The organism is Mesorhizobium sp. M4B.F.Ca.ET.058.02.1.1, from assembly GCF_003952505.1.
Classification (GTDB): domain Bacteria; phylum Pseudomonadota; class Alphaproteobacteria; order Rhizobiales; family Rhizobiaceae; genus Mesorhizobium.
This window is the reverse complement of record NZ_CP034450.1, coordinates 1704140-1729808: the sequence shown is the minus strand read 5'-3', so window position 1 is coordinate 1729808 and position 25669 is coordinate 1704140. Positions and strand designations below refer to the sequence as shown.

General features: G+C 64.6%; 31 protein-coding genes and 1 pseudogene. 17 read left to right on the top strand and 15 right to left on the bottom strand.

Features of this window, described 5'->3' with window-relative positions; genetic code table 11:
- Positions 1 to 14 precede the first annotated feature (14 nt).
- The gene (locus EJ073_RS08795) at positions 15 to 1103 is read right to left on the bottom strand and encodes a GSU2403 family nucleotidyltransferase fold protein (RefSeq protein ID WP_126055372.1); all 1089 of its coding nucleotides are present in this window, start codon (positions 1101 to 1103) and stop codon (positions 15 to 17) included.
- A 197-nt stretch (positions 1104 to 1300) separates the two neighbouring features.
- Here EJ073_RS08795 and EJ073_RS32915 point away from each other — a divergent pair.
- Positions 1301 to 1420, top strand: a pseudogene (locus EJ073_RS32915) (myristoyl transferase); the annotation flags it as partial.
- A 291-nt stretch (positions 1421 to 1711) separates the two neighbouring features.
- Here the strand turns inward: EJ073_RS32915 and EJ073_RS08785 are convergent.
- Together EJ073_RS08785 and EJ073_RS08780 are read right to left on the bottom strand one after the other, a co-directional pair.
- Positions 1712 to 2761: a tetratricopeptide repeat protein gene (locus tag EJ073_RS08785; protein ID WP_189347678.1), complete on the bottom strand. Its 1050-nt coding sequence runs from the start codon at positions 2759 to 2761 to the stop codon at positions 1712 to 1714.
- Positions 2762 to 2882: 121 nt separating this feature from the next.
- Complete coding sequence (locus EJ073_RS08780; protein ID WP_126055370.1) at positions 2883 to 3515, bottom strand: XRE family transcriptional regulator; 633 nt, start codon at positions 3513 to 3515, stop codon at positions 2883 to 2885.
- Positions 3516 to 3595: 80 nt separating this feature from the next.
- On the opposite strand from EJ073_RS08780, the gene EJ073_RS08775 reads away from it, so the two are divergent.
- The 6 genes from EJ073_RS08775 to EJ073_RS08750 all read left to right on the top strand — a co-directional run bounded on the left by EJ073_RS08775 (position 3596) and on the right by EJ073_RS08750 (position 6974).
- Positions 3596 to 3889 (top strand): hypothetical protein, encoded by a 294-nt coding sequence (locus tag EJ073_RS08775; protein ID WP_245455511.1) that lies wholly within the window; start codon positions 3596 to 3598, stop codon positions 3887 to 3889.
- The gene (locus EJ073_RS08770; protein ID WP_126055369.1) at positions 3886 to 4218 is read left to right on the top strand and encodes a hypothetical protein; all 333 of its coding nucleotides are present in this window, start codon (positions 3886 to 3888) and stop codon (positions 4216 to 4218) included. Before EJ073_RS08775 ends, EJ073_RS08770 begins: the two co-directional genes overlap by 4 nt.
- Positions 4219 to 4306: 88 nt before the next feature.
- Complete coding sequence (locus EJ073_RS08765; RefSeq protein WP_126055368.1) at positions 4307 to 5152, top strand: GcrA cell cycle regulator; 846 nt, start codon at positions 4307 to 4309, stop codon at positions 5150 to 5152.
- A 90-nt stretch (positions 5153 to 5242) separates the two neighbouring features.
- Complete coding sequence (locus tag EJ073_RS08760) at positions 5243 to 5902, top strand: hypothetical protein (RefSeq protein WP_126055367.1); 660 nt, start codon at positions 5243 to 5245, stop codon at positions 5900 to 5902.
- Positions 5823 to 6128 (top strand): hypothetical protein, encoded by a 306-nt coding sequence (locus EJ073_RS08755; RefSeq protein WP_126055366.1) that lies wholly within the window; start codon positions 5823 to 5825, stop codon positions 6126 to 6128. Before EJ073_RS08760 ends, EJ073_RS08755 begins: the two co-directional genes overlap by 80 nt.
- Positions 6129 to 6377: 249 nt before the next feature.
- Positions 6378 to 6974 (top strand): DUF6456 domain-containing protein, encoded by a 597-nt coding sequence (locus EJ073_RS08750; protein WP_126055365.1) that lies wholly within the window; start codon positions 6378 to 6380, stop codon positions 6972 to 6974.
- Positions 6975 to 7335: 361 nt separating this feature from the next.
- On the opposite strand, the gene EJ073_RS08745 is transcribed toward EJ073_RS08750, so the two are convergent.
- From EJ073_RS08745 to EJ073_RS08725, 5 genes are all read right to left on the bottom strand, one after another.
- The gene (locus EJ073_RS08745) at positions 7336 to 7881 is read right to left on the bottom strand and encodes a hypothetical protein (protein ID WP_126055364.1); all 546 of its coding nucleotides are present in this window, start codon (positions 7879 to 7881) and stop codon (positions 7336 to 7338) included.
- Positions 7882 to 8055: 174 nt separating this feature from the next.
- Positions 8056 to 9333, bottom strand: coding sequence for a DUF763 domain-containing protein (locus EJ073_RS08740; protein WP_126055363.1), 1278 nt, complete (start codon positions 9331 to 9333; stop codon positions 8056 to 8058).
- A 270-nt stretch (positions 9334 to 9603) separates the two neighbouring features.
- The gene (locus tag EJ073_RS08735; RefSeq protein ID WP_126055362.1) at positions 9604 to 9981 is read right to left on the bottom strand and encodes a hypothetical protein; all 378 of its coding nucleotides are present in this window, start codon (positions 9979 to 9981) and stop codon (positions 9604 to 9606) included.
- Positions 9982 to 10333: 352 nt separating this feature from the next.
- Entirely contained in the window at positions 10334 to 10648 is a 315-nt protein-coding gene (locus EJ073_RS08730; RefSeq protein WP_126055361.1) for a hypothetical protein, read from the bottom strand.
- A gap of 278 nt (positions 10649 to 10926) precedes the next feature.
- Positions 10927 to 12465 carry an FAD-dependent oxidoreductase gene (locus EJ073_RS08725; protein ID WP_126055360.1) on the bottom strand — a complete coding sequence of 513 codons (1539 nt, stop codon included), beginning with the start codon at positions 12463 to 12465 and terminating at the stop codon, positions 10927 to 10929.
- On the opposite strand from EJ073_RS08725, the gene EJ073_RS08720 reads away from it, so the two are divergent.
- Entirely contained in the window at positions 12451 to 12729 is a 279-nt protein-coding gene (locus tag EJ073_RS08720; protein WP_126055359.1) for a hypothetical protein, read from the top strand. The two genes, EJ073_RS08725 and EJ073_RS08720, sit on opposite strands and share 15 nt — an antisense overlap.
- A 105-nt stretch (positions 12730 to 12834) precedes the next feature.
- Positions 12835 to 13509 carry a protein-L-isoaspartate(D-aspartate) O-methyltransferase gene (locus tag EJ073_RS08715; protein WP_126055358.1) on the top strand — a complete coding sequence of 225 codons (675 nt, stop codon included), beginning with the start codon at positions 12835 to 12837 and terminating at the stop codon, positions 13507 to 13509.
- Positions 13510 to 13610: 101 nt separating this feature from the next.
- Here EJ073_RS08715 and EJ073_RS08710 read toward each other — a convergent pair whose 3' ends face one another.
- On the bottom strand, positions 13611 to 15587 hold the full coding sequence (locus EJ073_RS08710; RefSeq protein ID WP_245455510.1) for an acyltransferase family protein: 1977 nt from the start codon (positions 15585 to 15587) through the stop codon (positions 13611 to 13613).
- A 378-nt stretch (positions 15588 to 15965) separates the two neighbouring features.
- Between EJ073_RS08710 and EJ073_RS08705 the strand changes: the two genes are divergently transcribed.
- The 4 genes from EJ073_RS08705 to EJ073_RS08695 all read left to right on the top strand — a co-directional run bounded on the left by EJ073_RS08705 (position 15966) and on the right by EJ073_RS08695 (position 19239).
- The gene (locus EJ073_RS08705) at positions 15966 to 16319 is read left to right on the top strand and encodes a cupin domain-containing protein (protein ID WP_126055356.1); all 354 of its coding nucleotides are present in this window, start codon (positions 15966 to 15968) and stop codon (positions 16317 to 16319) included.
- 204 nt (positions 16320 to 16523) lie between these two features.
- A complete protein-coding gene (locus tag EJ073_RS32030; protein WP_245455509.1) occupies positions 16524 to 16682 on the top strand; it encodes a hypothetical protein in 159 nt (52 codons plus the stop codon).
- Positions 16675 to 17070 carry a hypothetical protein gene (locus tag EJ073_RS08700; RefSeq protein ID WP_245455508.1) on the top strand — a complete coding sequence of 132 codons (396 nt, stop codon included), beginning with the start codon at positions 16675 to 16677 and terminating at the stop codon, positions 17068 to 17070. Before EJ073_RS32030 ends, EJ073_RS08700 begins: the two co-directional genes overlap by 8 nt.
- Positions 17071 to 17232: 162 nt before the next feature.
- Positions 17233 to 19239 (top strand): AI-2E family transporter, encoded by a 2007-nt coding sequence (locus EJ073_RS08695; RefSeq protein ID WP_126059134.1) that lies wholly within the window; start codon positions 17233 to 17235, stop codon positions 19237 to 19239.
- Between the two features lie 19 nt (positions 19240 to 19258).
- Here EJ073_RS08695 and EJ073_RS08690 read toward each other — a convergent pair whose 3' ends face one another.
- Both EJ073_RS08690 and EJ073_RS08685 read right to left on the bottom strand, forming a co-directional pair.
- Positions 19259 to 19492, bottom strand: a complete 234-nt coding sequence (locus EJ073_RS08690; protein WP_126055355.1) for a hypothetical protein — start codon at positions 19490 to 19492, stop codon at positions 19259 to 19261.
- A 29-nt stretch (positions 19493 to 19521) separates the two neighbouring features.
- Positions 19522 to 19701 carry a hypothetical protein gene (locus EJ073_RS08685; RefSeq protein WP_245455507.1) on the bottom strand — a complete coding sequence of 60 codons (180 nt, stop codon included), beginning with the start codon at positions 19699 to 19701 and terminating at the stop codon, positions 19522 to 19524.
- Positions 19702 to 20079: 378 nt separating this feature from the next.
- Between EJ073_RS08685 and EJ073_RS08680 the strand changes: the two genes are divergently transcribed.
- Entirely contained in the window at positions 20080 to 21018 is a 939-nt protein-coding gene (locus EJ073_RS08680) for a hypothetical protein (RefSeq protein ID WP_126055353.1), read from the top strand.
- Positions 21019 to 21113: 95 nt separating this feature from the next.
- Here the strand turns inward: EJ073_RS08680 and EJ073_RS08675 are convergent, their stop codons facing one another.
- Together EJ073_RS08675 and EJ073_RS08670 are read right to left on the bottom strand one after the other, a co-directional pair.
- The gene (locus tag EJ073_RS08675) at positions 21114 to 21287 is read right to left on the bottom strand and encodes a hypothetical protein (RefSeq protein ID WP_245455506.1); all 174 of its coding nucleotides are present in this window, start codon (positions 21285 to 21287) and stop codon (positions 21114 to 21116) included.
- A 166-nt stretch (positions 21288 to 21453) separates the two neighbouring features.
- Positions 21454 to 21747: a hypothetical protein gene (locus EJ073_RS08670; RefSeq protein ID WP_126055352.1), complete on the bottom strand. Its 294-nt coding sequence runs from the start codon at positions 21745 to 21747 to the stop codon at positions 21454 to 21456.
- 484 nt (positions 21748 to 22231) lie between these two features.
- On the opposite strand from EJ073_RS08670, the gene EJ073_RS08665 reads away from it, so the two are divergent.
- From EJ073_RS08665 to EJ073_RS08650, 3 genes are all read left to right on the top strand, one after another.
- Positions 22232 to 22531, top strand: a complete 300-nt coding sequence (locus tag EJ073_RS08665) for a DUF1236 domain-containing protein (RefSeq protein ID WP_126055351.1) — start codon at positions 22232 to 22234, stop codon at positions 22529 to 22531.
- Between the two features lie 77 nt (positions 22532 to 22608).
- Positions 22609 to 22806, top strand: a complete 198-nt coding sequence (locus EJ073_RS08660; RefSeq protein WP_126055350.1) for a hypothetical protein — start codon at positions 22609 to 22611, stop codon at positions 22804 to 22806.
- 426 nt (positions 22807 to 23232) lie between these two features.
- Positions 23233 to 23550 (top strand): hypothetical protein, encoded by a 318-nt coding sequence (locus tag EJ073_RS08650; RefSeq protein ID WP_126055348.1) that lies wholly within the window; start codon positions 23233 to 23235, stop codon positions 23548 to 23550.
- A gap of 501 nt (positions 23551 to 24051) precedes the next feature.
- On the opposite strand, the gene EJ073_RS08640 is transcribed toward EJ073_RS08650, so the two are convergent.
- A complete protein-coding gene (locus EJ073_RS08640; RefSeq protein ID WP_126055347.1) occupies positions 24052 to 24999 on the bottom strand; it encodes a phosphatidate cytidylyltransferase in 948 nt (315 codons plus the stop codon).
- Positions 24999 to 25667 carry a lysophospholipid acyltransferase family protein gene (locus EJ073_RS08635; RefSeq protein ID WP_126055346.1) on the bottom strand — a complete coding sequence of 223 codons (669 nt, stop codon included), beginning with the start codon at positions 25665 to 25667 and terminating at the stop codon, positions 24999 to 25001. The genes EJ073_RS08640 and EJ073_RS08635 overlap by 1 nt, the downstream gene beginning before the upstream one ends.
- Between the last annotated feature and the right edge of the window lie 2 nt (positions 25668 to 25669).

Sequence of the window (25669 nt, the reverse complement as noted above, 5' to 3'; positions counted from 1 at the left end):
CAAATCGTGGCGTGTTAGGCGAGCCGCATCGTAAAGCCTTCGAGTTGCGCCCCGACTGCGGCAAGCGCTGTTCCGAGCACCAGGTCGACCATGTCACGGCTGTCGGGACCGAGCAGGTTCAGGCCTTTCCGCAGCGCGTCCCGCCAGGCGTCGCCCCTGTTCCACGCTTCGGCGAATGCAAAGGCGAGGTCGTCCTGCCGACGCGTGACGTCCAGCGCCTCGACCAGCAGGCTTGCCTGATACAGATCCTTCTCCCGCTTGGCGCCGGCGCTTCGTTCGCGGCGCGCGGCGACGATCAGCTTGTGGACGGCGAAGCGCTCGGGCGAGGGGACGAGCACGGGCACGCCGGAGCGGTGCAGGAGCACCGTCCGGACGGGATCGCGGATCAGGAAATCGAGGAAGCGCAAGGGCTGTGCCGAGGCGCCGCCCAGCGACGGCATCGGGCTTGCGTGATCGGCATGGTCGTCGCTGCCCCGGTTCGGGGTTAGGAAATCGACCCGGTAGCGGGAAGCGTTCTCGAACTGCGTCGCGCGTCCGGCATCGGTCCGGTGCGGAACCTCGCGGAATGTCGGATCGACTGCCTTCAGCACTTCGATAACCGGCGGCAGGCTGTCGTCCACCTCGGCCGAGACGGAATGGAACTGGGCGAAGTCGGCGTCGCCCGTCTGCAGCGCGGCCCCACGCAGCCTGACACCGAGGTGCCCGGCATAGGTCTGGAAGGCGACCGTTCCGACGAGCACCGCGCGCAGGCGGAAGAGCCCGGCCTTCTCCAGCGCCTCGACCACGTCGCCGGTGACGGGGTCCGGCGCCGTCAGGCCGGCGTCGCGCACGAGACTTGAAACCAGCTTGCGGCGGCTTCTCAGATCGCTCTTGATCTCCTTGAAGGCCGCGACCCGCTTGGCGATCTCGGGGTCCTCGGCCGGACCGACATAACGCCTGGTCTTCGTCGGCCGGGTCTCCTCGAAGTACCAATAGTCGCGGCCCTTCACTGGCACGCGCACGAAATTGCCCGCTGTCGAGAAATCGGTCTCGAAGGAAGCATCCAGGCTGCGCTGCACAAGCTCGGCATACATGGTGCGATAGGCGAGATCGATGGTTTTCATGGCGCGATCCCAAGTCTGGGCTGGGCGTTATAAGAATTACACAGATTTCTTATAACTGCACGCTATCCGGCCGGATTTCAAGGGAGTTATAAGAAAATAGTGAAAATCTTATAACGCGACTCCGCCTTGTCCACTGGAGAGAAGGAACAGCGTTTCGCACCTCGCTCCAAAAACACTCTTCCCCAATCGCTCGAACAGTGCTGAAGGGCCTGAAGCAGCGCTCGTTCCGCTATGCCGACTACGGCGTGCGCGACGCGCACACCACGCTGATCGTCTCCAGCAACGCCTTCCTTGGCGCCAATCCGAAGGCGGCTGCAGCCTTCGCGCAGGCGACGCGCGCCGGCTACGCTTTCGCCGTCGATCATGCGCGGGAGGCAGGCGACCTGCTGATCGCCGCCAACAAGGACACGCTCACCAACCCGGCGCTGGGGCATGCCTTGTTGAAGGCGCTGAACGACGGCCACTTTTTGAAGAGCGCGGCAGGCGCCAGTTCTCATTCTGTTCCAGAATGCAAGCAGAAATTGCGGTGGCTGGATTGTGCGCCCGGCCCTGAGCCAAGCGGAGGGCAGGGGAAGGCGCGAAGCAACGCGACCTTCCAGTCTGGCAACCTACTTACCGCCAAGGCTAACTGCCGTCTTCCGGTCGGCCTCGGCGCGTTCGCGGTTTCCCTTCGCCTTCCAGGAGGCGCTTCGGGCGCTGTAGAAATCGGCGGATTTCTGATTGAGCGCGATTGCCTGGTCGTAGTCGACGATGGCCTGGTCGTGGTCGCCCTTATGCGCCCAGGCGAGGCCCAGCGCGTAGTAGGCATCGGCAAGCTTCGGGTCGAGGTCCACGGCCTGGTCGTAGTCGGCGATCGCGCGGTCGTCGTCGCCCTTGTTTGACCAGGCTAGACCCCGGCCGTAATAGGCGTAGCCGCGTTTCGGATCGAGGCCGATAGCCACGTTGAAATCGGCGATGGCGCGGTCGTAGTCGCCTTTGCCGCCCCAGCTCAGGCCACGATTTTCATAGACCCCGATGAGTGTCGGATCGAAGGCAATCGCCTGGTTGTAGTCGGCGATGGCGTGATCGAAGGCGCCCTCCGCCGCCCATGCGCCGCCCCGGTTGAGGTATGCGGATGCGTTCTTTGGATCGGCGATGATCGCCAGGTTGTAATCCGCGACGGCCCGGTCATTGTCGCCCTTGTACGCCCAGGCAAGGCCCCGGTTGTTGTAAGCAGCGCTGCTTTTCGGGTCGAAGGCGATCGCCTGACCGTAATCGGCAATGGCCCGGTCGTAATCGCCCTTCGTGGCCCAGTCGTAGCCTCGGTTGTAGTAAGCCGATGCGTATTCAGGATTGAGGCTTATCGCCTGGTCGCTATCGGCGATGGCGCGGTCGAGATCGCCTTCCATGGACCAGGCGTAGGCGCGCTTGAAGTAGGCCGTCGCGCGTTTGTCAGGACCGTCGGCCTGGTTGTCGATGATTTGCGTGCAAGCTTCGATCCGGCGGGCCGGGTCGGCCGCATTGCCGATACAGGCCGTGTAGGCGAGATTGCTGGCGATCCCCATCGCGCCACGGACGTCCAGCGCGACGACGCCGGTCAGCAGCAGCAACAGCGGCAGGCGCCATTTTCGCACCAGCCGTATCAGCCGGCTTTCGCCCACGCCTTCCCGGTTCGTCATTTCGCCGGTTCTCCCCCGAAACCATCGACCTCGGCCGACGCCGACGGCTGCTTGCCATGCAAGCAGAAATTGCGGCGTCATGAAAGAGCAGTCAGAGGCCGACGGGCGAGAGCGAGATTACTCACATATCGATCATCGACCGCTTCACCCGCCCGATGATCGTGATCGCGCCCTCCAGCTCCGGCGGCGGGATGTCGAGGTACGACGCCGGCTGGAAGGGCGGGGTGTCGTTCGGGCGCCAGCGCTTGTAGGTGGCCCGTCCGGTCTCGTCCGAGATCACATAGCAGCCATTGGTCACCAGCCGCTTGTCACGCAGATTGACGAAGATGATCGAATCCGGCGGCGAGATCTTGTTCATCGACGGCCCGTCGACGCGCAGCGCGATCCACTCGCCTTCCTCTAGGTCGGCGGTCGGGATGGTCGGATAGTCGGAGAGGTTGACGACGCTGTCCTGGCTGCCGAGCTCACCGGCGCTGATCCAGGACACGATCGGCACGTCGACGGTGACGGGCGAGGGCTGCAGGCTGACCGGTGCGGCCTCGGCGCCGTCCGCATTGAACAACAGCCAGCCGGGGTCGACGCCGAACAGCCGGCCGTATTTCTCCGCCGCCTTGCGCGACAGCGGCCGGTTGCCGTTCTCGTGGCTGATCAGCGTGTTCTTGTTGATCTCGCGCAGGGCGCGGGCCGCATCGCTGGGCGAGGCATAGCCGGCCTGGGCGCGCGCCTGCTGCAATCTGTGCCGTGAATCCATCATCGTACAAAATGCCTGAAAAATATCGTCCAAAGTGTACGAATTCGCTTGCGACTCTTTCGTACATAACGTACGCTTACCGCATGATCGACCATCACGCAAGCATTTCCGCATTGCCCACGAGCGCTTCGGCTCTGCCCACCAGCATCTCGGGGCAGCCCACGGGTATTTCCGGGCTGATCGACCGCTGGCACAGCATCGGCGCCTTCGCCGCCGATGTCGGCTGCGGCTACGAGGCCGCCCGCCAGATGCGCCGCCGCGAGCGCATCGCCCCGCAGCACTGGGCGCATGTGGTGGCGGCCTGCCGGAGGCGCGGCATTGCCGGCGTCAGCTACGAATGGCTGGCCGGCCGCGCGGCGCAAGGGGAGGCGGCATGAGCGTGCATTTCGACTTTGAATTCCAATCGTCCGGGCCGTCCTCCTCCCCGGTCCGGACGAATACCGGGGCGTTTGCCCCGGATCCGGCTGAGCCGCCCGCACCCCGGTTCACCGGAACGGCCGGAGCCGCTCCTCCCCCGGCTCCGGCCCCCTTTCTTCGTCAGGCCGCCGGCCCGCCGCGGACCGGCGTCACCTCGCTGATCCGCACTGAGGACGGCACCGTCATCCTCTTCGATCGCGCAACCGGCCGGGCGGTGTCCGGCCTGACCAGGGAGGCGGCGGAGGCCGCCCTTCTGCGCCTTGATGGCGAGGCGCCGAGTCCCGCCTGATCCGACCAATCCCCGAACGATTTTCGCGACGGCCTTCGGGCCGAGCCCTGGCGCGCGCCCGCAAGCCCGCAAACCGATGGATGCCGATATGCCTGCCGCCTATACCGACAAGGAACTCACCGAAATCGCGACCTGGCTGAAGGAGGGGCTTTCGGCCTCCGGCATCGCCGCCCGCTTCAGTGCGCTGCGCGGCGCGCGCGTGTCGCGCAATGCCATCATCGGCATCGTGCATCGCAACGCCGGCCTGCGCGCCATCGGCTTCGCCAACCCCAAGGGCGGCCGCGCCGGTGGCCGGCCGAGGAAGCACGCGACGCGGCCCGATCGTCCAGGCAAGCGGGGCAGGGTTGCCGCTGGAGGGGTGACGCTCTCCCAACCGGCGGCGTTTTCCAGACGTGCTCAGTCGATGGCGGGCGCCAGCGCCGGAACCGCCAATCTCCCCGCAAGTGGGGGAGACGTCCGGTCCACCCTCGGCAGCTGCAACGCAGCTGCCGCGGAGGACGGGCAGGGCGGAGTCGACGTATCGGCCCATGCGGTCTCCGCGCAAGCGGATGACATCGCGACCGCCCGCACCGCGCCCAAGCCGAAGCAAGCCAGGATGAGGATGCCAGCGCGGACATTGCCGCCGGCATGGCTCGCGCCGGGCGGGCTGGCGCGCGAGAAATCCGAAGCGCAGCTCTACAAGATCCCCGCGCCGCCGCGGCCGGCTGCGCCCGGCCGCCAGCCGCATGTCGCCGCCATGCGCTTCACCGACTGCCTGTTCGGCCGCTGCCGCGCGCCGCTCGACCTCGCATTACGCGAGGATGCCGACGACGATCCGCCCGGCGCGCGCCCCGGCCCCGACATGCTCTGCTGCGGCCTGCGCACGCGCCCGATGAGCAGCTACTGCAGCCACCACCATGCCAGGTTCCATGGGAACCGGGCGGGGGTGGTATGATGGGCGGTGTGGCCGAAACTGCCAATCTCCCCCCAGGTGGGGGAGATTACCCGATCCCCACTGGCGCGCCGCCCATCCGGACACCTCCCCATGAGCGGCACCGTCTGGTCGAAATTCTTTTGGGCGGACTGGGAGTCCGATCCCAACCTCAGGCTTTGCTCGCTCGCCGCGCAAGGGTTGTGGATGCGCCTGCTGTGCGTGGCCGCCGCGCACGAGCCGATCGGCTATGTCGCGGTCGCCGGCAAGGGGCTGGACGAGTCGGCGCTCGCCCGGCTGACCGGCTGTCCCGAGGCGGAGCTTGCCGGCCTGCTTGGCGAGCTCGAGCGGAACCGTGTATTCTCGCGCGATCGCCACGGCCGCATCTATTCGCGGCGCATGATCGCGGACGCCCGCAAGGCCAGGCTCGCGCGCCGCAACGGCTTGAAGGGCGGCAACCCAAGCCTTTCAAACGACAGCGCAAAATCGCCCCGGGATAAGGGGGCGGACAACGGGCGGGTTAAGCCGCGCGGCCGGGCAGGGGATAAGCCCCAGAGTCCAGACTCCCAGAACCCAGAGTCCAGGGAAAAAGCTCTCGCTTTTTCAGGACGCGCAGGCGCGCCGAAAGAAAGGCCCGGCTGGCATCGGCCAAAAACCCATCTCGATGCCGCCAATTCAATCATCGAGGAGATCAATGACAGCAGCCGAATTGCAGCAGGCGGCCAAGGTCCTGGCGGCGATGTTCTCATGCTTCCCGCAGTCGGCGCGCGCTGACGTCGACATGCAGATGCGCGGCTACCTGGCCGCCGTTAAGGATGCCGAGCTGGCGGACGTGCAGGCCGCCATCCAGCGCTTCATCCGCGGCGAGGCCAGGGTCGACAGCGCCCAGTTCTGCCCGTCCAGCGCCCAGCTCTCGATCGAGGTGCGCGAGCGCCGTCTGATGCGCGAGCTGATCGCCAAGCGGGGAGGGGATTCACCTGTGAAGCTGGTGAAAAGCTGACATCTGGAGACGGCGTGCCGCGGAACACCCCTCATCCGTCCGCTTCGCGGCCACCTTCTCCTGCAAGGGGAGAAGGGGAGACCGGGCCAGCCTCGCAGCCCATCGCCGACGCTGGTAGCTGGCAGCGCCGCCGCCGCCAGGTTCTCCCTTCTCCCCTTGTGGGAGAAGGTGGATCGGCGCGCAGCGCCGAGACGGATGAGGGGTGCCTGGCGCAACCATTTCGACAATCCCCCACACAAGGACCCGCTTATGCCCCGCAAACCTTCCAAAAAACCCGCACCCCCAAAGCTCCCCAAGGGCGAGGCCGAGCAGGTGCGCATCCGCCGCGAGGTCGGCCACGACTTCGCGCTGAAGCAAGACGCCTTTGGCCGCCAGCGCCTCGCGGCCGGTACCGCCGAGGCACGCCGCGTCTACGCGGTCTCGAACGGCGGCTACACCTCCACCGGCGGCATCGTGCGCCTGCGCAATGTCGATCCGCTGGTGGGCATCACCTCGCTGACGCGCCAGCAGCGCGAGGCGGGAGGGCGCTTCCGCGACGATTTCGAGCGCACCGCGCGCGAGGGGCTGCAACCACAGTCCTGGAGCGAGCGCGTCGACGGCACTCGAGTGAATGCCGGCATCCCCGACCGCGTCCTCTCAGCCGGCCGCGCCCATGCGCAGGCGGCGGCCGCGCTCGCCCATTGGGAGGTGGCGGATGTGGTGCGCAAGGTCTGCCTCGAAGGCCAGTCGGTGAAGGCCATCGCCGAACGCAGCGGCGACGGGCGGGATGTGGTGGTCAAGCTGCTGAAGGTCGGGCTGGATTTGCTGGCGGTGCACTATGGGATGATGGGGAGGAAGGCGGGGTGAGTTTTCCGTCGATGAGTATATGCTGCCGGCAGCCTTGGGCAGCGTTAGGCCTGAAAGACACGGAACTGCACCGAACTGGCGCTTCGACGACCTCCGGCTCTCTATTTTCCTATTGCCTGACAGTGCGGCAGTTGTCCGCCGGCGGCGTGGTCTTGCAAATATCTGTCGAGGTGTGCGTGTCGCCGTGACCGAACTCGTTTATCAGGTTCAGGTCTAAAAGCTCATATGTCATGAGGTATCGTATGCTGTCGTCAGGCGTTTTTTGCATGGCGGATAAGATCCACGAGCCCCATTCATCTCGGTGAAATAGCTGTCGATCTTGCGTTCATACCATTCGGGCACCCGAACGAGCACGATGGTCTTATTGCCGCCGATCTTCTTGACGGTCGGCAGCATGATTCGATGAATGCCGACAAAGGCGCGGCTGTCTGCCAGACGTCGTACGCCGCTCGCCAGAACCATCGTACAAGCCGACGAGCAGACTGCGCCGATAGGGGTTGGCGATACCGAAGTGGAGGTCGTCCAGCCCGCAAGCTTTTGCGTCTGGCGCGCACTCGGAAAATACCGTCTTGGCAACCATCGTGTCGAGACCGCCGGCGCGGATCATATGGCCAAGCGCCATCGCTGCCTCGGTTTCGCCGCCCTGGGAATTCAACACCAAAGGTAACTTGCGGTGGCCGAGTTTTTTCAGCAGAGCCTTCAGCAAAGCTGGTGTACCGGCCTCGATGTGACCTTGCGCAGAAATCCATTCCGGACATGTCGGCTCGCATCCGGGTGCGTTGCTGCGTACAACGATGAAGCCCATCGGCGGTGCATGTTGCAGCATGATAGGCTCAGGCGCGGTTTGGGCGATCGCGTCGCCAATCGCCAGCAGCACTAAAACCAACGTCCATGCGAATGTCTTCATGCCGAGTCCCCCACCTGGCAGCATCACTTGAGAAATGGGTTTTTGCAAGCTTTAGCAAAAACAAGTCGATTATTGTTTCTATTGGTCGCTCATTATTTCTACAAGAAGGAGACGAAAATTTACTAATGCAGTTATGTATAATGATCTGGTCGCCCCGCTACTGGTAGTCCCAAGTCAGCGTGCTGCACCCAGGTCTGAATCGTCGTCGCTCTGCGCCCCCTCCCACCCAAACACGCTCCGGCCACCCAGCAGTTGCGACTGGTCCATCTCCCCGGCGACGATCTCCTTCAGGCTCGGCCCCGTCACATACCGCTCCATCCTTCGCGACTCGCCATCCAGCCTTCTCAGCGCCTGCAGCTCCTCGTCGCGCCCGAGCCTGGCCTTGCCCACCGCCGATTTCAGCACCGATATCGTCTCGTCATAGACCTTCAGCGGCACGGGGAAGGGGTGGCGGTCCTTGCCGCCGTGGGCGAGCGAGAAGCGCGCCGGGTCGGAGAAGCGGTAGGGTGCGCCGTGCACCACTTCCGAGACCATGGCGAGCGCGCGCACGGTGCGCGGGCCGACGCCGGGAACCAAAAGCAGCTCGGGAAAATCCTTGGGGCCGCTTTCGATCGCGGCGGAAATGTTGCCGTGCAGGCGGCGCATGACGATGTCGCTCTCGCGCACGTCGTGATGCGCCGGCATGACGAGGTTGGGCAGCAGCGGCTGCGCGGCCGGTTCCGGCTCAGGCCTCACGATTTCCGGGGGCTCCAGCACGGCGAGCTCGGTCAGGATCTTTTCCGGGCTCATCGTCTTCAGAAGCTGGATCTGGCCGCCGCGCGCTTTTTCGGCGCGCCGGTCGGTGAGGTTGACGATCTCGCCCTGGCGCTCGCCCTCGATTGCCGCATGCGGCTGGTCGACGAAGCTGGTCAAGCCTTCCGACAGCCAGTGGTAGCGGCGCGCCTGGCGGGCGTCGCCGTTCATCCCCTGCTGCACCACCACCCAGCGCCCGTCGTCGGTGACGATGAAGCCGTGCAGGTAAAGGTCGTAGCCGTCCTGCACCGCGGCGCTGTCCACCTTGGCCACCAGCCGGCTGGCGGTGGCCAAAGCCTCGCCGTCGAGGCCGGTGCGGTCGCCGATGGCCAGCAATTCGCCCGGCGTCTTGCGCGAATGCGCGCCGCGCCCGCCGCAGACATGGATGCCGAGCTCGCCGGATAGCGGGTTGAGGCCGCGCTTCAGCGCGCCGATGACCGAGGTGGTGATGCCGGAGGAGTGCCAGTCCATACCCATCACGGCGCCAAAAGACTGGAACCAGAAGGGGTGCGCCAGGCGCCGCAAAAGCTCGTCGCGGCCGTAATGGTGGATGATGGCTTCGCACAGCACGGCGCCCAGCTTCGTCATCCGATCGCCCAGCCATTTCGGGACCCGCCCGCCATGCAGCGGCAGGTCGGCGCTGCCGCTTCGCTGCGTCACGCGTTTGTCTCCTGAGTGCCGGCTTTCTAGATGGCATTTTGGCAGGGATTTGCAAGGCGGAGGAGGTGGCGCCCACAAGCTTCGCGGTCGTCATCCAGGGCGAAGCAAGGAGCGAAGCGACGCGCGCAGACCCTGAGATCCATGCCGTGACTTGTGAGCGTTGCGGCGAAGCGGAATTCTGATCCGCCGCATTGTAGGACTGGCGTCACGGTATCCATCCGCGGGTCAAGCCCGAGGTTGACGAGGGAGCCTCGCTCCCTGCCCGCCTCGTCAGTAACGGCAAATCCGCACGCGTTCCAGCACCCGGCGGTGATGGTGCCAGTGCCTCACCCACTTCACGCGGCAATGGCGGTAATGGTGCCGGTAATGGTAGCGGTGCGGATAGCGGCCCACGTAACCGGGATAATAGTCACGGTAATAGCGCGGGCCGTAATAGCGGCCGCCATAGTCGTAAAACGGTCCGCCGCCATAGAACGGTCCGCCGAAGGGTCCACCATAGAAAGGTCCATCGAACGGGCCGCCGTAGAACGGGCCGCCGAACGGACCGAAAGCGGGACCGAAAAATCCCAATCCGCGCGCATCCGCCGGCGCGACCGTGGCTGCCGCGGTGGCAACGGCGATCACTGAAGCAAGTAGCAGTTTTTTCATGGCAACCTCCTCCTGAGGCTGATCATCGGCTAAACGCACCGCAGGAGACCTATGTTCCCAATCGCTAATATTCGTCGGTGTGGATCTGGCCCCATGAGGAGGAGATTGCCGCGGGGTAGCGGCAAGGGGCGTCGTGCCCACCGCAGACGGGATGCCGAGCGGCAAGCGGGTTCCGCCGCGCTTCAGCGTGCCGATGAGAGGATGTCGGTCACGGCGAAGGATGGAACCAGAAAGGACGCGCAAGCCGCCTGAGCAGTTCGTCGCGGGGTGGAGATCAGATGCCATGTGGGCGGGGATTTGCAAGCGCGACGCCCTTCTCCCGCAAGGGGAGAAGGGGAGGCGGTATCAACGCTTACCACCGCCGTTCGCAGATGCGGATCTTCTCGATCACGCGGTGGTGGTGGCGCCAGTGCTTACGGTACTCGGTCCAGCAATGACGGTGGTGGCGCATGTAGTAGCGCGGCCTGTAGCCATCGTCGTAGACATTGTAGCGGTAGTGCGGACGATAGTAAGGGTCGCCGTAATAGGGGCGATAGGCGCCATAATAGTCATCGTCATAGGCCGGGCCGATGCCGATACCGAGGCGCAGGCTGTCGGCACTGGCCGGGCTGATCATAGCCGCCGCCGACGCAATCGCGATGACGGAGGCGAGCAGGAGCTTTTTCATGACTACCTCCTTTTCAATGCTGATCTAATAAAACCCCTGAGACGCGGTGCTGTTCCGATAAAAATGGTTCCGGTCTGATACGCCTTGGTGCGAAGTTCGCCCGGCAGGCGCTGGGTTGGGAGGCTGCACGCCAGAACTGCCGAGCCTTGATGAAGGCTCTCGAATAGATCCAAGCCTATCTACGACACTCGCTTTTGTTGGCCACAGCCATTCCCTGCTTGAGGCTGGCGAGCATTGATGGTGCTCAGGCTGCCTCGCAAGCCATCGCGGGGTGCCGCCTACGATTTCACGGCAGTCATCTCCCGCTCCATTTCCACCTCGGCCTCCAGGCTCGCGGTGTCGCGGAAGATCGAGGCGACGGCCAGCGTGCGGCCGTCGCGCTTGAAGCGCAGCAGGCAGTCCCTGGCACCGATGTCGCCATCGACCGCGATCTCGTCCCACTTTTCGGCATGGCCGACATAGTTGATGGGAACATCGTAATGCTGGCTCCAGAAGAACGGCACCGCTTCGAATTTCTCGCGCCGGCCGAGCATGTTGAGCGCCGCGGTTCGCCCCTGCCGCTCGGCAACCACCCAATGCTCGATCCGGATGGTCTCGCCGCTGCGGGGGTCTGGCCATCGCGCAATGTCGCCGGCGGCGAATACGCCAGGCGCGCTCGTCTCCAGAAAGGCGTTTACGACGACACCGCGGTCAAGGATAAGCCCTGCCTGTTCGGCAAGCCCGGTCCGCGGTCGCACGCCTATACCTGCGACGACCAGGTCGGCCGTCAGCGTCTTGCCGCTGGTAAGCGTCACCTTGCCGCCATCGATGCTGCTGGCGCTGTCCTCGAGATGGAACACAACGCCATGCTCCTCATGGAGGGCACGGATGAAGTCGCCCAGTTGCGGACCGAGCACCCGCTCCAGGGGCCGTTCTTCCGGCGCCACGACATGGACGTCGATATCGCGTGTGCGCAGGGACGCGGCAACTTCCAGGCCAATGAAGCTGGCGCCAAGCACCACGGCGCGGCGCGCACCCGTGGCCCGCTTGATGATAGCCCTGCTGTCTGCGAACGAGCGCAGCGTGTGGACGTGCGGCTGGTCGGCGCCGGGAATGGTGAGGCGCACCGGTTCGGCCCCGGTCGCAAGCAGCAGCCGGTCGTAGCGGACCCGGGCGCCGTCGGCGAGCACGACCTCGCCGGAACGCACGTCGATGCCGGCAACGTCCGCTTTGAGGCGCAGGTCGATATCGTTCTTTGCGTAGAAGCTCTCGCCGCGCAGCGGAATCCAGCTTTCCGGCGCCTTGCCGGCGAGGTAGTCCTTGGAAAGATTGGGCCGATCTACCGGCGGCGCTTCGTCGTTGCTGAGCATGACGATGCTGCCTTGATAGCGTTCGCGCCGCAGTGTTTCGGCCGCTGCGAATCCGGCCGCGCCGCCGCCGACAATGACGATCTTTGCCGGGTCGGAGCCTGCATCGCGCGGCTTCGCTGCCGTCCGTTTGCGCTTCTCGCCCACGAAGATCCTGTTATCGCGCAGTTCCACCGACCAGCAGGCCAGCGGACTGAGGGCTGGCGCGCGCAAGGCCTCGCCGGTGCGCAAATCGAAGCATGCGTGATGCCAGGGACACCGCACGGTATCCTCCACCACAAGACCGTCGACGAGCGGCCCACCGTAATGTGTGCAGGACGCCGCGACGGCAAAGACCTCGGCGCCGCGGCGCACCAGCAGCACTTCTTCATCGCCGCAGTGGCCGACCAGCTTGCCGCCATCGGCAAGGTCGGAGAACGCGATGCCCTGAGCCAGGTCCGGCCCGTCTGATTTGGTATGACCCGCAGCCATGTCCTTCTCCCTGGCGATCCAATCGCCTGTGCGGCCGAGAAACGGAAATCTAGGTCCACCGGCCCGAAAGAGCCGCTTTCCGGCCAGCTTGGCTCCAGCTTCTCGACACCGCCCAAACGCCCGGCCGCGTCATTCGTTGCCGCCTGGCGGCATGCATCCGTCATTTTCCCGGAACCGCTCGATCTGTTCCAGCGTTTGCCGGCGGAACGGGACGCGCGCATCGGCTGGCTGCGCCGAGCTCCAAAGGGCGGCGTTCGCGCATGACCGCTTCGCGCCGTCGGGCCCCGCCAATGGCGGGCGTGACCGTGACAGGACGAACAGGGTATAAAACGATCTGGCAGCAGACTGGTCGAGGAAAGCTCCACCGTCATGAAACCGATGAACGAAGAGCACCTTGCGATCCTACGCAGGCACATGGTCGAGATGATTGCGATCCTCGCCGACCTTACAAGCGACGAACTCGGCAAGGCAACGTTCGAAGAGCGGGTGATGGCATCGATGCTGCGGGTGCCGCGACATCTCTTCGTGCCGGCCTCGGTCGCGCCTTATGCTTACCAGGACATGCCGCTGCCGATCGGCTTCGACAAGACCATCTCTCAGCCCTTCATGGTCGCTCTGATGACCGATCTCCTTGCTCCCCGACGCCACGAGTCAGTGCTCGAGATCGGGACCGGACTGGGTTATCAGACCGCGATTCTCGCGGAACTCGCCGGACAGGTCTGGAGCGTCGAGATCATCGAGGAATTCGCCAGCCAGGCCGAGGATCTACTGCGCGGCCTTGGCTTCTCCAACGTCGCCATCCGTGTCGGGGACGGGTCTCGCGGCTGGCCCGAGCACGCTCCGTTCGACAAGATCCTGGTGAGCGTGGCGGCCGACCGGACGCCGCCGGCTCTGCTCGACCAGCTCAAGCCAGGGGGACGTCTGGTTCTGCCACTGGTGGCCGAAGACGTTCAGTTTCTGACTGTTATCGACAAGGCCGCGGCAGGGCAGATCAAGACCCGCAAACTCATTCCGGTCCGGTTCAGCCGGCTCGAAACCGTCTGATGCGGTGCGCACAGCTGGCACGACCGCGCTTTCCGACCCTGACGCAGCTCCGGCAAACGCCGCTCGCAGCTGAAAGACCGCAGTAGGTACGGCTCTCGCCCCTAACTGCGCACCTGCCGCAGCACTGTCTTTTCCACCACAGGCTCCAGCGATTCCGCGAAGGGGGTCGCCAGATGATGGCGGTCGCGGTAGGCGAGCTTGCCGTTGATGAAGACGTGGCAGGTGGTCTGGTCGCAGAACTGGCTGGTCAGGTCGACATAGGTGGCGCCGGGCACGCTGCGCACGACGTCGCGCTCCGCCGCGGCGATATCGTCGTTCGCCGCCGTGATCCTCGGCGTATCACAGACCTCAGGGGGCTGCCCGCGCCACAGCGCCCGCGCCACGCATTTGTCGACATAGTTTCCATTGTAGGGCACGTCCCTGATCACTGCGACCTTGATCCCGGCCCGGCTGAATGCCGCGAGCGTCCAGTGCAGGCCGGCCCTCCATTCCTGGTTCCAATCGGCGTGCCTCAGTTCCTCGGGCGATTCCTTCATCACGTTGCCGATCGAGAATTCCGAGATCACCACCATGCGCGGATGCAGCGCGATGATGTCCTTGACCGATTGCTCCCGCCACCGGTCGCATTCGGTGTAGTCGCGCTTCAGCCGCCAGTTCCAGGTCGTGACCCGTGAGGCACGGCAGGAGGATTTGAGATAGGTGACGACGCGGTAGTTGTTCCTGCTTGCCGCCTCGATCAGCGGCGTCGACCAATGATCGGCATGCGAGTCGCCGAACAGCACGACCGAACCCTCGGCATCCTTGGCGCCGAACACGCAGGGCTTGGGCTTGACGGTCTCGAAATCGAGCACGCAGCCGCCCTTGGCGCGCGCGGTGGAGGGGCGTGCCGCACTTTCGGCGATGACGCGCTGCTCGGGGTCGAGGTCGTGCACGGCCAGTCGCGCATTGGCGTAGGCGGCGACGACGCCGGTGCCGGTCAGGAGGACGGCCGGCACCAGCGCCCGCGCCGCATTGGCCATAAGCCAGCCATTGCGGCGTATCGGGTTCTCGATGAACAGGTAGGTGAAGGCCGACAGCGCCAGCGTCAGCGCCAGGCAGAAGAGGCGCTGCACGGTGGAGAGCTCGGCGGTAAGCATGCCGGCATAGACGATGACCGGCCAGTGCCAGAGATAGAGCGAATAGGAAAGCTTGCCGACCCATTGCAAGGGCGGCAGCGCCAGGACGGCACTGAGGCCGTTCCTGGCGCCGGCCGCTCCCGCCAGCAGCATGAGGACAGTGCCGGCCACCGGCACCAAAGCCGGCAGGCCGGGGAAGGGGGCGTCCTCGCTGAAGCAAAGATAGGCGATGGCGATCAGCGCAAGGCCCGCCCAGGCCATGGCGGCGCTCAGGCCGCGGCGCTGCCGCAAGGCCGCCGCCGGCACGAGCGTTGCCAGCCCGCCGGCGGCGAACTCCCAGGCGCGCAACGGCGAGAAATAGAAGGCCCAGGGTTGGGCTACCGTGGTCAGCCAGGCACAGACGGCGAAGGAGACAAGGCCGGCAAGCCCGATGACCAGGATCACCGCCCGCTTGCCCGGCCTCAACCATGTCGCAAGCATCAGCAGCGCCGGCCAGGCGAGGTAGAACTGCTCCTCGACCGACAGCGACCAGAAATGGATGAACGGGTTGTTGGCGGCGTCGGCGGCGAAATAGTCGAACGACCAGCGGATAAGCCACAGATTGATCATGTAGGCCGAGGCGAACATGGCGCCCTTGGAATAGAGCGACTGCTCCTCCGGCGACAGGATGACGGCGCCGGCGACCAGCGTGGCAAGGATGACGAACAGCGCGGCCGGAAGCAGCCGGCGCGCGCGCCGCGCATAGAAGCGCCAGAGGTCGAGCCGGCCGGTCTCGCCGATCTCGTTCACGAGATGGCGGGTGATCAGATAGCCCGAGATGACGAAGAAGATGTCGACGCCGGTGAAGCCGCCGGGGAGCGCCGTGAGCCCGAAATGGAAGGCGATGACGCCAGCCACCGCCAGCGCGCGCAGGCCTTCTATGTCGGGCCGGAACGAAGCCGAGGCCGGGAACTGTGCTGTCAAGACGACGCCTCGTACTGGTCGTTGGCAGCCCACCCAGGAACAGACTCGCCCCTGGGCGCCGATATCGCAATGCAACATATTTAACGCAGTGCAACATAAGGGGAGGGGCGCCTCTTACCTCCCCCTTGTGGGAGAGTCGGATTGCCCCGATTTGTTCTTCACAAATCGGTTGGCAATCCGGGCGAGGGGTAAGCTGGCGCCAAGCTGGAACACCCTCATCCGTCTCGGCGCTGCGCGCTGATCCACCTTCTCCCACAGGGGGAGAAGGCAAGGGCGCTTTCGCCAGTCTCCGACATTCGCGGTCGGCCTTCGCGTTGCCCGTGCCTCGCGCATCGGCTATTCCCGCTCAGCCAATATCGGCCGAAATGGGAGCTCAACATGACCGACACCACCATCCTCAAATTCGGCGCCATCGAGCATGCAGAGGCCGGCGACCTGCCGGGCTGGGTCGTGGTCGAGGGCAGGCCGACCATGCAGACCGCCGTGCAGCACACCACCGCCGATGGCAAGGTGATTTCGGGCACCTGGCGGGCGTCGCCCGGCACCTACCATGCCACCTACACCGACTACGAGTTCGTGCACATGATCGCCGGCCGCATCATCATCACGCCCGACGGCGGAACCCCGGTCGAGGTCGGGCCGGGCGATGCCTTCGTGGTCGAAGCCGACTTCAAGGGAACCTGGAAGATCATCGAGCCGGTGACCAAGCATTTTGTCGTCAGGGTGGGCTGAGGCGGCCGCGCCGGCGGGCACGCGAAAGCACCGCCTGGGCCGGCGCCGGGACCCACGACCCAACTCACCGAATGTTAGGGAGCGCTAAAGTATCGTTGTCCGGAAACGTGCGATCTGCTAGCATTTGATCACCGACAAACGGCGCTGGGAGCGCCGTGCGTCCGACATCATGCACAACAGATCAACTCGAACCGGAGAACGGCCATGAAACGGCTTCTGACGGTCGCTGCGCTATTGGCAGCGAGCAGTTTGATTGCGATGCAAGGCGCAGCCGCCGACGATGCTGCGCTGATCAAGAGCGCCGAGTCCGCCGCGCCGCCGCCGTGCCGTGGCGAGCGGTGCCGCAATCTACGCCATGGATGACAAGGGCACCATGCGCACGGTGCGCGAGGGCAAGAACGGCTTCTGGTGCATGCCGGACAACCCGGCTTCGCCCGGCCCGGACCCGATGTGCGGCGATGCAAACGCGATGGAATGGGCGATGGCGTGGGTCGAGAAGAAGGATCCGCCCAAGGGCAAGGTCGGCTTCATGTACATGCTGTCCGGTGGCACCGACGGCAGCAACACCGACCCCTATGCGACTGCGCCCACTGAAGGCAACAATTGGATAGAGACCGGCCCGCATGTGATGATCGTCAATGCCATGGACGTCATGAAGGGCTATCCGTCCGACCCCAAGCCTGACACTTCGAAGCCCTATGTGATGTGGCCGGGCACGCCCTACGCCCATCTGATGATCCCGGTTAAGTGACAGAGCGCAAAAGCTGCTGATCTCCCCCACAAGCGAGGAGATCGGCGGCTTTGCCGCCGCCCATCGGAACCGGGCGGTGGGCGAGCGCGTTGCCTGCCGGCTAAATATGGCCGATCATGGCCATTGGCAGGGCGGAGGCATCAGGTGAATCGTCGGAACGGCATGCGAGCGTCGGAGCCGGGACTGGCAAGTCTGCTTGCTGCATCGCGGGGCCATCCGCGCACGGTGCTGCCGACGGTCGCCACCGTGGTGACGACGGTCGCGGCGCTCTATTTCGGTCGCGAGGTTTTCCTGCCGATCGCCGTCGCGCTGCTGCTCACTTTCGCCATCGCGCCGGTCGTCGCCTCGCTCAAGCGCGCAGGGGTTCCCCGCCTGCCCGCCGTCGTCGCCAGCGTGCTCGGCGCCTTCGCCGCCCTTGCCCTGTTCTCCTTCGTCGTCGCCACGCAGGTCAGCGATCTCGCCCAGAACATCCCCGTCTATCAGATCAATATCCTGACCAAGATCCGCGCGCTGAAGGAAAGCGGCCTCGGCGGCGGCATCATCGCCAGGCTGAGCGGGGTGATCGAGCGCGTCGGCCAGGAGATCGAGCGCCAGGAGCCGCAACTGCCATCGGCGGCCGAGACGCCGAAGCGCGATCCGATCCCGGTCGAGATCGTCGCGCATGAAAAGCCGCTACAGGTGCTGCAGAACCTGATCGCGCCGCTGCTCAGCCCGCTCGCCTCGGCCGGCCTGGTCATCGTCGTGGTCATATTCATGCTGATGGAGCGCGAGGATCTGCGCGACCGCTTCATCCGCCTGGTCGGCTATGGCGATCTTCACCGCACCACGCAGGCGCTGCAGGATGCCGGCAAGCGGGTTGGCCAGTATCTTTTGATGCAGTTGGTGGTCAACATCGTCTACGCCGTGCCGATCACCATCGGACTTTGGGTGCTGGGCATCCCCAATGCGCTGTTGTGGGGGATGCTCGCGTTGGCGCTGCGCTTCGTCCCCTATATCGGCCCGATTATCGGCGCGCTGTTGCCGCTGTTCCTGGCGCTGGCCGTGGCACCCGGCTGGGCGCTGCTCTTGTGGACGGCGGCCCTGTTCATCGTGATGGAGCTGATCACCGGCAATGTGATCGAACCCTGGCTCTACGGCTCGCGCACCGGCCTGTCGCCACTCGCCATCATCGTCGCGGCGATCTTCTGGACCTGGCTCTGGGGCCCCCTTGGCCTGGTCCTGTCGACGCCGCTCACCGTCTGCCTGGTCGTGCTCGGCCGCCATGTGCCGCAATTCGAGTTCCTCGACGTGCTGTTCGGCAACGAGCCGGTGCTGGAGCCCCATGCCCGGCTTTACCAGCGGCTCCTGGCCGGCGACCCCGACGAGGCGACCGACCACGCCGAGGAATACCTGGAAGACAAATATCTGTTCGAGTTCTACGACAAGGTGGCTATCCCTGCTTTGCTGCTCGGCGAGCACGACCGCATGCGCGGCGTCCTCGACGATGAGCAGCGGCGCCTGGTGGCCGGCAGCGCCGAGGCCCTGGTGGCGAACCTCGACGACAGTGCCCAGCAGGAAGCCGAAGAGGAAGAGGTCGAGCCGGAAGCCGCCGGCTCGGGCGACGATAAGGCCGGCGAACGCAAGGCGTCCGAGCGCAGGCCTGGCGAGGACAAGGAAGCCGAGGAGGTTGAAGAGGTGAACCTGCCGGATGGAACCGGCATTGCGGTTCTATGCGCTGGCGGGCGCGACGAACTCGACGATGCGGCGGCCGCCATGCTGGCGCAGGTGCTGGAAGTGCAGGGCGCCGCGGTGACGAAGGCGGGCTTCACCGATATCGAGCCCGGCGGTGTGCGCCATCTCGAACTCGACGGGATCGATACGGTCGTCATCGGCTTCCTCAACCGGGATTCCGTCAAGCATGCGCGCTTTCTGGTGCGGCGGCTGAAGCGCCGCAGGCCAAAGCTCAGGGTCGGCATCGTCTTCTGGTCGGAAACCGGCAACAGCGACAGGCAGGCGGCCACCGCCGAGGCCGGCGACCTCAATGCCGATTTCGTCGCCTACGGCATGGTCGACGCCGTCACCGGCGCGCTGTCGAGCGCACCGCCGGTGGTCCTCAAGCTCGCCGCCAAGCGCCGCCCGCGCCGCGCCCGGCCTGCCGCCAGGAAAGTGCCGGCAGCGGTTGCCGGCTGAGGGCCGGGCAGGGTGTCTCCTACTGGAAATTGAAATACAGCGCCGGCGGGTACTGCGACCCGTCGCCGGCCGGCGCCTTTGCCTCCGCGGCGGGCGTTATCCCACCTGTCGACGTGTTGTCGAGCGGCGGACGGGTTTCCTCGGCCTTGGCGGCGTTGTCTTGGTGCGCCGGGGCCCTCTTCTTGGCCTCCGCGCTCTGCGCGAGCACAAGCATGACGAGCAGCGCGGACAGCGCGGATAGAACGACTTTCATGAAGGTTTCCTCCCTTGGTTCCACGGCATTCATTGCTTGAAACCGGACTCGTCGAGCAGCGCGACCTGCTTGCCGTCGATGTAGAAGCGGATCGCGTGCGCCTCGTTGTCGATGTCGATGCGCGTCGACTGCGCGGCCTGCGCAGCCGGGCCTTTGACATATTTCGAGGGAAGATCACCGGCCGGCGCGTAGCGGAAGAGCAGCGCCAATGCGATGCATCCGGCGGTAAATACAATGAAGGTCAGTCTGGAAGAGGCGCTCGAGTTCATCGGGTCGTTCCTTCAGGTTGAAGTGGCATTACGGTTCGGTTGCTCCAGGTTCCTGAGCCTGGTTTCGCCGTTGCTCGGTTGAAGCGTGTCACTGCTCTGCGAAGGAAGACGTGCCCAGCCCACATTTCTATGTGTTGTCCCGACGGCCTGCCCCTTGCCCGCGGCGAGCTTAGCGCCGGCCCGCGAACCGAGAAGGCAGCACGCGCGGAATGCCGTGGAATTCTTTGGAATTCCTGGAATATTAGCTTGTGGAAAAGTACAATGTAAGGATGCGCCAGGGCGTGTTATGGCTGACAGCGGACAGTAAGGGGCGGCCGCATGGCACAGCATATCGGGCAGAAATTGCGGCTGACTTCAGCCCTGCTGGGAACTGTCACCCGCAAGGAACTGGCGGCGGCCTTCCGGGCTGTCAATCCGAAGACCGCGTTCGATCTCGGCCGCGCCGACAAATGGCTGCAGGGCCGCGCCCAGCCGCGTGAGCACAGCGTCTACGACGATTGGGCGAAGCTGCTTCGCCTGGAGCACCCGGGCGCCTGGATCGCCGACTGCGATCTGCCGGATTTCATCGCCACCATCTCCGACCATCACGGCGTCGACAGGGCCGAGCTCGAACGCCGCGCCAGCGCCCAGTTCGAGACGGCATCCAGCCATGAAGAGCGCAGCCTCGCCTTCGCGCTCGCCGGAACCTACGCATGCTATTCGCGCGCCTGGTCGCCCTATTTTCGCGGCCAGTTCATCAAGGGCATCCTGTCGATCGAGCCAGGGCCTGGCATGCATGGCCTGACCGCCACCTATCGCGAGTCCTTGCCGACCGGCCAGCTGGTGCTTGGCGGTCCGGTCACGCCGGCCAAGCGCGCCCTTTACGTGCATCTGAAGGAAGTCGGCGGCGATGCCCAGTTCTTCATCAGCCTGTTCCCGCAGTCGCAGCCGGGCAGCGTGCTTGGCGGCTATATGTGCGGCACCGCCATCATCGGCCCGGAGGCGCAGCCATCGCTGACAAGGATCCTCATCGTGCGTCTGCGCGCTCCACTGCCTGGCGCCGCCTCATGGGGCGGATACCTGTTGCCCGACCAGTCGATATCGGGTGATCTGGCATCGCTCGGCATCGCCATCGAGCAGCCGGAGCAGGTCGACCGGCAGCTCACGCGCTTCCTGGTCGGCGGCAGCGACGGCGGCGTCCACCAGGTCCCGCCGGCCGAGTTCCGCGCCATCCTGGACGTCTTCGACCGCCATTGGCTGCGGCACTCGGGCGCCTGAGCAGTCCCCACAAGGAAAGAAGGGATCGCGCAATATCCCCTCACGCCGCGGCGGAGACCGAGAGAGGAAGCCGTGCCGGGTGTTTCAGTCATCCTTCAAATCTTCGGCTTCGTCCTTGAGCTTGGTCCAGTCGGCACCATGCTTGCCAACAAGGCGCGCGCCTGTTTCGGCGAGACGTCGGCAATTTCCGTCAGGTGCTCCACCTCCAGCTCTTGCCCTTTCACCACGCGGCTCGCCTGCTTTTTTTCTTTCTTTTCTTTGGTGGCCATCTCTGTGTCCTCTTCTTGCATCATCGGATCAACGAGGACCTAGAAGTGTTGGTTCCGGTTCCCATATTGTCGCTTGGCGGCTTGAGGTCCGGCCACGGTTGGTCGAGATTTGGTCGAGGCGGCGGCAGACCTGGCCGCCGGCAACGGCGCCCGCCGCGCCCAGTCTCTAGTCGGTCTTGCGCGGCACGATATAGCTGGTGACGGTCTTGTTCCCCACACCGCGCGTCACCGTTACGATCGCATGGCCGGCCGGCAGTGAACCTGTAATACTCAGGTCGATCTCTCGGCAGCGGCCGATGATTACGCCGTTAGCCGATCTGGCAAGACGCTCCTTCAATGACGCCCGGCATTGCTGGACCGACATGTAGAGGTCGGGCGGCGAATCGATAGGTCGGCAGACGGAGGTCTGTCCTCGGCTGCACGAAAGCAAAATCATCACCGCCGCGACCGCCGGATCCATTCTTGAAATTCTCCATTGTGGCAAGCGTCAACGCGTAAGGGCGGGCTTAGTTTCGAAACTGCTAAAGTATGAAGGCTGAAGCTGGCTGGCGGGACACATCGGTTCCTCCGCGGCGAGGGCTTCGGAAAGGACCGGACTGCGCAGGTTCCATTGAAAAGATTCTTGGCGAGCCAAGGATTTTCAGCCGAGTGCCATTCCAATCGCCAAGAACATGATGGCGACCGCGAACACCGGCGTGAGTAGCCAGCGTGCCTGATCGACGCTCTTATCCATGGATTCCTCTCCTGAACCTTGTAGCGAGCAACGAAGGCGGGCAATCAAGGGTTCCGGTTGCCGCCCCTGACGAGGCTATTGCGCCTGATAAGGTCGTACACGGTTCAGACCTAGGTCCTCATCGCGGAACGTTTGCAAAAACCTGGCGTTGGGTCTGCTTGCAGCGTGAAGACAATGTCGTCTGGCGCAACCACACCACCAGGAGGAAACTATGAAAATCTATCTCGCCGCAGCCGCTGCGGGGTTTTTGCTGCTGGCCGGTATCGGGGCTGCCGCCGCCGACACCCTGATCATTCAGCCGGAACAGGAAACGGTCATCCGGGAATATGTGAAGAAGAAGCCCCTGGCCTCGGTAGCGCTTCCTGGCGTGGAGCTCAACATCGGCACGACTCTTCCCGATACAGTCGAGCTTTATGAAGTTCCCGACGTGCAATACCGCTACGTCGTGATCGACAACCGGACGGTCCTCGTTGATCCGGGCACGCGCAAGATCATCAAAGTTTACGAATAGGCCAAACGCTTCAGCTCAGGCCCGCTGCATTTCGGTGCGGCGGGCCTTCAAGTCGCTCAAATATCGAGGAGCCATGCATGTTGGACCGTGAGATCGGGCAATCCCACGCCTTGGGACTGCGCGTAGCCGCCCTGAGGGCGAGGATGCGGGAAGCCCGCATTACCGAACACGAGATGAAGACCTTCCGGAAGGTCGCCGCGGTGATGGAAGACGGCCAGGGCCAGATTGGTGGCGACGACCTGATCGCCATATCCTTCGTGGCCGAAACCGAATAACGAGCCGGTGGGCCGGCTGTGAGGGCCCCAGGGCGTTGCGGGTCCACGCCCTGGTCGTCTTATCGGCCTTCGCCGGACGCGGCGTCGTTGTCTTTTGCGGCCCAGATTGCCCTAATTCGATCGCTGGCTTCCAGGTAAGCCATGTCGATTAGGTAGGTCAGAAGATCCTCACCGTCTGACCGCGCTCGCTCGCGGACTTCCCTCAACATTGCCTGGGCGAAGTGCAGGTTCCCTAGGCGGGTGGACTGTTCCATATGCGTTCCCAACCCTAAGTATTTCGCTTCCAAAAGTTATTAGACTAGTCTTACGTGATAATTACCGCTGCCAGGCAAAATTGGATTTGCAGCCGGCGAAACCGGCCCGCCGCTCGAAAGTGGGCCATGGCATGATCGCGGAGGGCTGCCACAACGCTCGGCGGCGTTAACCATGCCCTCGATTGTTGTCGAACCAACAGTGCGCCTTTCCCGTTTCGAAGCCATGCAGGATCATGGAAAGGCGAGATTCCGCTGTCGTCCAGAACCTTCGGGAAGCTGGATGGTGTGGGATGAGTCCGACAACGCTCCTGGTACCTTGGGAGGCCGCTCACTGGTCGGTCGCACCTGGCAGCGCGCCAAAGTGGCCTGCGATCTGCTGGCGCGCATTTATGACAACCGGCTGGATGCTCGATCGCTTGGCAAGCCGCGTGCCCACCCGGTGGATCGTGTCGACGAGCTCATCTCTTCCATCCGCAGGGCACGCGACTAGAGCATGATGCCGAAAAGTGTGAAGCGGGTTTCGGACGACATCATGCTCTATCTCTTTGATTTAGAGCCGGATTCAGATTTCAGGTCGATTCGACCTGAAATCATCCGGCTCTAGGGGGCGGTCAGAACGCGGTCCGGCGGCCCCATGCGACTCGCGGGCGGCCGCTGGGCCTAACCAATCGGGGCGAGCGCTGCCGGCCGGCGCCCGGTTCATCGGACCGTCATGAAACTGCGGCAAGTTGGGCGGGCAGTTCCCAACCTCCAAGAGCCATCTCGCCCGGTCACGCCGGGCGAGCTTTTTTGCTCGTTTGTCATTGGGCCGCGGTACGGCCGGCACGAAACCAAATCATCGACCGCGCGTTTCCAACCCAGCGAGGTCTTCTCGCTATCGACACCAAATCTGCCCGCCGGCCGCACACCGGCGGGCTTTCTTTGCAGCGGCCGCTGCCTGAATGGGCTCGGCTGGGTCAGGCGCCCACTTGCGATCGCAAGCCCATTCCCCTCACGCCGACCAGAAATACCTGACCGTGTGGAAGAACACCGGGGCGGCGAAGACCAGGCTGTCGGCGCGGTCCATCATGCCGCCATGGCCCTCGATCAGATGGCCCCAGTCCTTCACGCCCTGGTCGCGCTTGATGGCCGAGGCGACCAGGCCGCCGAGAAAACCCATCAGACAGGCGACAAGGGCGACGGCGGCCGCCTGCAGCGGCGAGAACGGCGTCAGGAACGACAACAGCGCGCCAAGCAGGCTGGAGGCGGCGAGCCCGCCGACCAGCCCTTCCCAGGTTTTCGACGGCGACACGGTCGGCGACAGCAGGTGTTTTCCGAACAGCTTGCCGAAGATGTATTGCAGCACGTCGCTGCCCTGCACGGTGATGATCAGGAAGGCGATGAGCAGGAGGTTGCGGCCCTCGAAGCCCGGCACGTCGAGCGTCAGCAGCGCCGGCACGTGGCTGACGAAGTAGACCGAGATCATGATCGCCCATTGCTGTGCCGAGACGCGCTCGAGGAAGCGCTCGGTGTCGCCGTTGAGCGCGGTGATCGCCGGCATCAGCAGAAAGCAGTAGACCGGGATGAAGATGGTGAAGAGCCCGTACCACGCCGTCCACACCAGCCAGTACTGGAATGGGATGATGATGGCGAACATGCCGAGCAGCACCCAGTGGTCGCTGCGCCGGCTGTGCGTCAGCGTCACGAATTCGCGCAGCGCCGCGAACGAGATCAGCGCGAACAGGATGGTCATGCCGGCATGGCCGAAGAAGAAGGCGACGGTGATCGCCACCACCATCACCCACCAGGCGTTGATGCGCTGGGTGAGATTGACGAGCGTCGGCGACAGCGGCTTCGGCGCTCGCCATGACAAGATGCCGGCGGTGACGCTGGCCGTCGACAGCACCGCGACCAGGCCGGCGATCAGGATCATGGTTTCATGTATCGGCGGTAGTGGCATCAGTCGTCTCGGTCGGGGCGGGGGTTGAGGGCGAGCAGCGTCTGGCGGGCGCGTTCGAGGAAGGCGCGCCGCTCCTCGCCGGGCGCGATGGTCACAGCCGGGCCGAAGACGACGCGGCACAGAAGCGGCACCGGCAGGAATTGGCCCTTGGGCAGAACCCGCGACATGTTCTCGATCCAGCACGGGATGAGCTCCACCTCGGGCCGCGCCATCGACAGGTTGTAGAGGCCGGAACGGAACGGCAGCAGCGGCTCGTCCGTGGTGTTGCGCGTGCCCTCGGGAAACAGGATCAGCGAATGACCCTGGTCGAGCACCGACAGCATGATGTTGATCGGGTTCTGTGACTCTTCGGTCCACTGCCGGTGGATCAGCACCGAGGACAGCATGTCCTCGGCGATGTAGCGGCGCAGCCGCGACTTGCCCCAATATTCGGCCGCCGCCACCGCATGGGTGCGGGCGCGCACTTTCTCGCTGAGGCAGGCCGAGAGCAGGATGAAGTCGCCATGGCTGGCATGGTTGGCGAAATAGATGCGCTGCCGCTCCGAGGGCTGGCTGCCGTTCCATATCGGTCGCACGCCGGTCACCACCCAGGCCAGCGCCGACAGGCCGACCGAGGTGATGGTCTGCAGGAGGGTGAAAGTGTTGGCGCGGATGTGGAGTTTTGTCATCG

Excerpts from the sequence above, each read along its gene's own strand:
- EJ073_RS08795 (WP_126055372.1), bottom strand. The coding sequence starts at position 1,103 with ATGAAAACCATCGATCTCGCCTATCGCACCATGTATGCCGAGCTTGTG.
- EJ073_RS08785 (WP_189347678.1), bottom strand. The coding sequence starts at position 2,761 with ATGACGAACCGGGAAGGCGTGGGCGAAAGCCGGCTGATACGGCTGGTG.
- EJ073_RS08780 (WP_126055370.1), bottom strand. The coding sequence starts at position 3,515 with ATGATGGATTCACGGCACAGATTGCAGCAGGCGCGCGCCCAGGCCGGC.
- EJ073_RS08775 (WP_245455511.1), top strand. The coding sequence starts at position 3,596 with ATGATCGACCATCACGCAAGCATTTCCGCATTGCCCACGAGCGCTTCG.
- EJ073_RS08770 (WP_126055369.1), top strand. The coding sequence starts at position 3,886 with ATGAGCGTGCATTTCGACTTTGAATTCCAATCGTCCGGGCCGTCCTCC.
- EJ073_RS08765 (WP_126055368.1), top strand. The coding sequence starts at position 4,307 with ATGCCTGCCGCCTATACCGACAAGGAACTCACCGAAATCGCGACCTGG.
- EJ073_RS08760 (WP_126055367.1), top strand. The coding sequence starts at position 5,243 with ATGAGCGGCACCGTCTGGTCGAAATTCTTTTGGGCGGACTGGGAGTCC.
- EJ073_RS08755 (WP_126055366.1), top strand. The coding sequence starts at position 5,823 with ATGACAGCAGCCGAATTGCAGCAGGCGGCCAAGGTCCTGGCGGCGATG.
- EJ073_RS08750 (WP_126055365.1), top strand. The coding sequence starts at position 6,378 with ATGCCCCGCAAACCTTCCAAAAAACCCGCACCCCCAAAGCTCCCCAAG.
- EJ073_RS08745 (WP_126055364.1), bottom strand. The coding sequence starts at position 7,881 with ATGAAGACATTCGCATGGACGTTGGTTTTAGTGCTGCTGGCGATTGGC.
- EJ073_RS08735 (WP_126055362.1), bottom strand. The coding sequence starts at position 9,981 with ATGAAAAAACTGCTACTTGCTTCAGTGATCGCCGTTGCCACCGCGGCA.
- EJ073_RS08730 (WP_126055361.1), bottom strand. The coding sequence starts at position 10,648 with ATGAAAAAGCTCCTGCTCGCCTCCGTCATCGCGATTGCGTCGGCGGCG.
- EJ073_RS08720 (WP_126055359.1), top strand. The coding sequence starts at position 12,451 with ATGACCCGCAGCCATGTCCTTCTCCCTGGCGATCCAATCGCCTGTGCG.
- EJ073_RS08725 (WP_126055360.1), bottom strand. The coding sequence starts at position 12,465 with ATGGCTGCGGGTCATACCAAATCAGACGGGCCGGACCTGGCTCAGGGC.
- EJ073_RS08715 (WP_126055358.1), top strand. The coding sequence starts at position 12,835 with ATGAAACCGATGAACGAAGAGCACCTTGCGATCCTACGCAGGCACATG.
- EJ073_RS08705 (WP_126055356.1), top strand. The coding sequence starts at position 15,966 with ATGACCGACACCACCATCCTCAAATTCGGCGCCATCGAGCATGCAGAG.
- EJ073_RS32030 (WP_245455509.1), top strand. The coding sequence starts at position 16,524 with ATGAAACGGCTTCTGACGGTCGCTGCGCTATTGGCAGCGAGCAGTTTG.
- EJ073_RS08700 (WP_245455508.1), top strand. The coding sequence starts at position 16,675 with ATGGATGACAAGGGCACCATGCGCACGGTGCGCGAGGGCAAGAACGGC.
- EJ073_RS08695 (WP_126059134.1), top strand. The coding sequence starts at position 17,233 with ATGCGAGCGTCGGAGCCGGGACTGGCAAGTCTGCTTGCTGCATCGCGG.
- EJ073_RS08690 (WP_126055355.1), bottom strand. The coding sequence starts at position 19,492 with ATGAAAGTCGTTCTATCCGCGCTGTCCGCGCTGCTCGTCATGCTTGTG.
- EJ073_RS08680 (WP_126055353.1), top strand. The coding sequence starts at position 20,080 with ATGGCACAGCATATCGGGCAGAAATTGCGGCTGACTTCAGCCCTGCTG.
- EJ073_RS08675 (WP_245455506.1), bottom strand. The coding sequence starts at position 21,287 with ATGGCCACCAAAGAAAAGAAAGAAAAAAAGCAGGCGAGCCGCGTGGTG.
- EJ073_RS08670 (WP_126055352.1), bottom strand. The coding sequence starts at position 21,747 with ATGGATCCGGCGGTCGCGGCGGTGATGATTTTGCTTTCGTGCAGCCGA.
- EJ073_RS08665 (WP_126055351.1), top strand. The coding sequence starts at position 22,232 with ATGAAAATCTATCTCGCCGCAGCCGCTGCGGGGTTTTTGCTGCTGGCC.
- EJ073_RS08660 (WP_126055350.1), top strand. The coding sequence starts at position 22,609 with ATGTTGGACCGTGAGATCGGGCAATCCCACGCCTTGGGACTGCGCGTA.
- EJ073_RS08650 (WP_126055348.1), top strand. The coding sequence starts at position 23,233 with ATGCCCTCGATTGTTGTCGAACCAACAGTGCGCCTTTCCCGTTTCGAA.
- EJ073_RS08640 (WP_126055347.1), bottom strand. The coding sequence starts at position 24,999 with ATGCCACTACCGCCGATACATGAAACCATGATCCTGATCGCCGGCCTG.
- EJ073_RS08635 (WP_126055346.1), bottom strand. The coding sequence starts at position 25,667 with ATGACAAAACTCCACATCCGCGCCAACACTTTCACCCTCCTGCAGACC.